Raw genomic sequence first — 2,890 nt, 5'->3', positions numbered from 1 at the left:
TCAACACATAACAAATGCATCAACACGATTTACTACACTCGGCATCTCAGGTTGTCGGGTGTTTCTCGTTTTAAGGCATCAATTTTAAGTATAATTGTATAGTAGTAAACGTGTTATGCAGGCGTTAAGTTTATTCAGTCAACTAAGGAATATAATGAAAATTAATTGGTTATCAACATTAGGTGCTCCGCTAATTGAAAAAGAAGAAATTAAATTTTTTCCAACTAAAGACGATAATGGAGAAGTCGTTCCTTTAGAGTTGCAAAAGGGAATGAAACTAAAAAGTAATGTAAAGTTTCAAGAAGGTGAAATTGAATTTAAAGTTAAAATTAATAACTCAAAAGATAAAGTACAATTATTGCTCGGAACTGAACACCAGGAACATTTAAATATAGGCATTAATTCATCAATTGCTGCTTATGGAATTGCCAAGTTTGCAAATGGAAAATATGAACATTTAAGTAAGAATGGAATAGATGTAGAGCTAGAAACTAACGAATGGATGAAAGTTGCGATTAAGTGCTATGGGTCAAATGTTGAATTACTTATCAATGACGTAAAAGTTTGTTCTGCAACCTCTAATATTCATAATTCACAACTGGAACTTTTATATAAAGGGCTTGAAGAAGCTGTTGTTCGAGATTTTAAAATTAAATCTGAACTACCTAAAGCTTTTATCGTAATGCAGTTTACGGAAGAATTTAATGCTTTATATACTGAAATAATAAAGCCAATGTGTGAAAGTTTTGGTTACGAAGTTGTACGAGCCGATAATATCTATACTAATAGTTTATTAATTCAGGATATTACATCAGCAATACGTGAAAGCTCTTTAGTTCTAGCGGACATCACTCCTGATAATCCAAATGTATACTATGAAGTTGGTTTTGCCCATGCGCTAGATAAAGATACAATCCTACTTTGTGACAAAGTTCGTGAACGTCTTCCATTTGATGTGTCTGGTTCTCGCTGTATTTTTTATGAAAATTCAATTTCAGGTAAAACACAAGTCGAAAGTTTGCTGAGAAAGCATTTAGAGGCTATTGAATAAACTTAACAAATGCATCAACACGATTTGCTACATTCGGCATTCTAGGTTTCTTTGGGTTTACCGTGTTTAGTGGTAAATTTAGGCTTAATCTGCATGGTAGCAAACGTGTTATGCAGGCGTTGTGCGTACTGAGTCCGAAATTTTTTGCACGGTTCCTCAATAGAAATGAGACTTTTGTAAGCGCTATTTAGCTATCACAAATCCTCTTCTTTGTTGCCTTTTAGCGTTCGTTTCATCAGGTTCGGCAATTAAACATTGTCGGCCTAAATTCAGGCGTTTCAGAGGCATTTTTACGCTTCAATGGTTCTTTGGTGTTGCCTCATTTTAGCCTGCATCCGTGTTTTCCTCGCCACATTTTTAATCCCAATTGTGGTTAGGGTATTTGGTTTATCAGTTCCAAATCTGCTGAAACTAAGCCGTACAAATGGTGTAAGAAATGTATCTGTTTTCCATTTACTTCATCTCGCAATTTAAGAACATTTTGTTCGCTTAATCGGTATCGGTAAATTAGAATCAGGGCTTAGAAAATGTTGGCCAGGCAGTTCTTTACCAAGTAGGCCAAGTCAAAAGTAAGCACGCACAACAATCGCATCAACACGATTTATTACACTCGGCGTTCTGGGTTTGCCTTGGGTTTTGTGATTAAGGCGGTAAAATTCAAGTTGTTTGGCATAGTAATAAACGTGTTATGCAAGCGTTGTGCGTACTGAGTCTGAAATTTTTTGCACGGTTCATCAATAGATCCGAGGCTTTCGTAGTTTCGGCTTAGTAAGCGTAAATTTCTTCTTTGTTGCCTTTTGGTTTCCGTATTATCAGGTTCGGCAAATTAACCCTTATTTCCCTAAGTTCAGGCGTTTCAGAGGCTAATTTATGCTTCAATTGTTCTTTGGTTATGCCTCATTTTAGTCTGTATCAGTGTTTTCCTCTTGGCATTTTCAATCCCAATTGTGGCGAGGATATTTGGTTTATCCGTTCCAAATTTGCTGAAACCAAGTCGTTCAAATGGTGTGAAAATTGTATCTGCTCTCCATTTACTTTATCTCGCAATTTAAGAACATTTTGTTCGCTTAATTGCCATCGGTAAATTAGAATCAGGACTTAGAAAATCTTGGCAGGGCAGTTCTTTACCAAGTTGGCCAAGCCGAAAGTAAGCACGCACAACAATCGCATCAACACGATTTATTACATTCGGCGTTCTGGGTTTGCCTTTAGTTTTGTGATTATAGCAGTAAAATTCAGGTTGGTTTGCATAGTAATAAACGTGTTATGCCAGCGTTATACGAACTCTGAGAATGCAGTTTTTTGGTTCAGTTCAGCGATTGAACCATTAGTTTTTTAGGTATGAAAGTAGGGTGGTTTTCCTTTTTCTTTGTTGCCTTTTGGTGTTCGTTTCATTAGGTTCGGCATTGAACTATTATTGTCCCAAATTCAGGCGTTTCAGCGGCTAGTTTACGCTTCAATTGTTCATGGTTATGCCTCATTTTAGTCTGCATCAGTGTTTTCCTCGTAGAATTTTCAATCCAAATTGTGGAAATGATATTTGGTTTATCAGTTCCAAATGGGCTGAACCCAAATCGTTCAAATGGTGTAAGAAAAAGGGATTGTTTCGTTTCACAGTTATTGTCGTTGATTGGATATTTTGCTCGCTTAATTGAGCCAGTCTAATTAAAATCGTTTTACAGCAAATCTTGGTAAATCAGTTCTTTACCAAGTTAATTGGAGCGAAAGCAAGGCTCGTATAACAAAGCAATCAACACGATGCTAATTACACTCGGCGTTTGTGGTTTGAAGTATAATTGGTTTGGAAAGTAAGTCTTTCGCACGTGTTATTGCGGCGTT

1 protein-coding gene is annotated in these 2,890 nt (G+C 36.4%); it reads left to right on the top strand.

The annotated features are described in order from the left end of the window. Window positions 1-154: 154 nt before the first annotated feature. Window positions 155-1,051, top strand: coding sequence for a hypothetical protein (locus HC728_RS19345; RefSeq protein ID WP_190395950.1), 897 nt, complete (start codon window positions 155-157; stop codon window positions 1,049-1,051). Window positions 1,052-2,890: the final 1,839 nt, after the last annotated feature.

The sequence above is a fragment of the Aliivibrio sp. S10_S31 genome (genome assembly GCF_014694495.1).
GTDB classification, from domain to species: Bacteria; Pseudomonadota; Gammaproteobacteria; order Enterobacterales; family Vibrionaceae; genus Aliivibrio; species Aliivibrio fischeri.
This window is presented reverse-complemented; position numbering and strand designations above follow the sequence as displayed.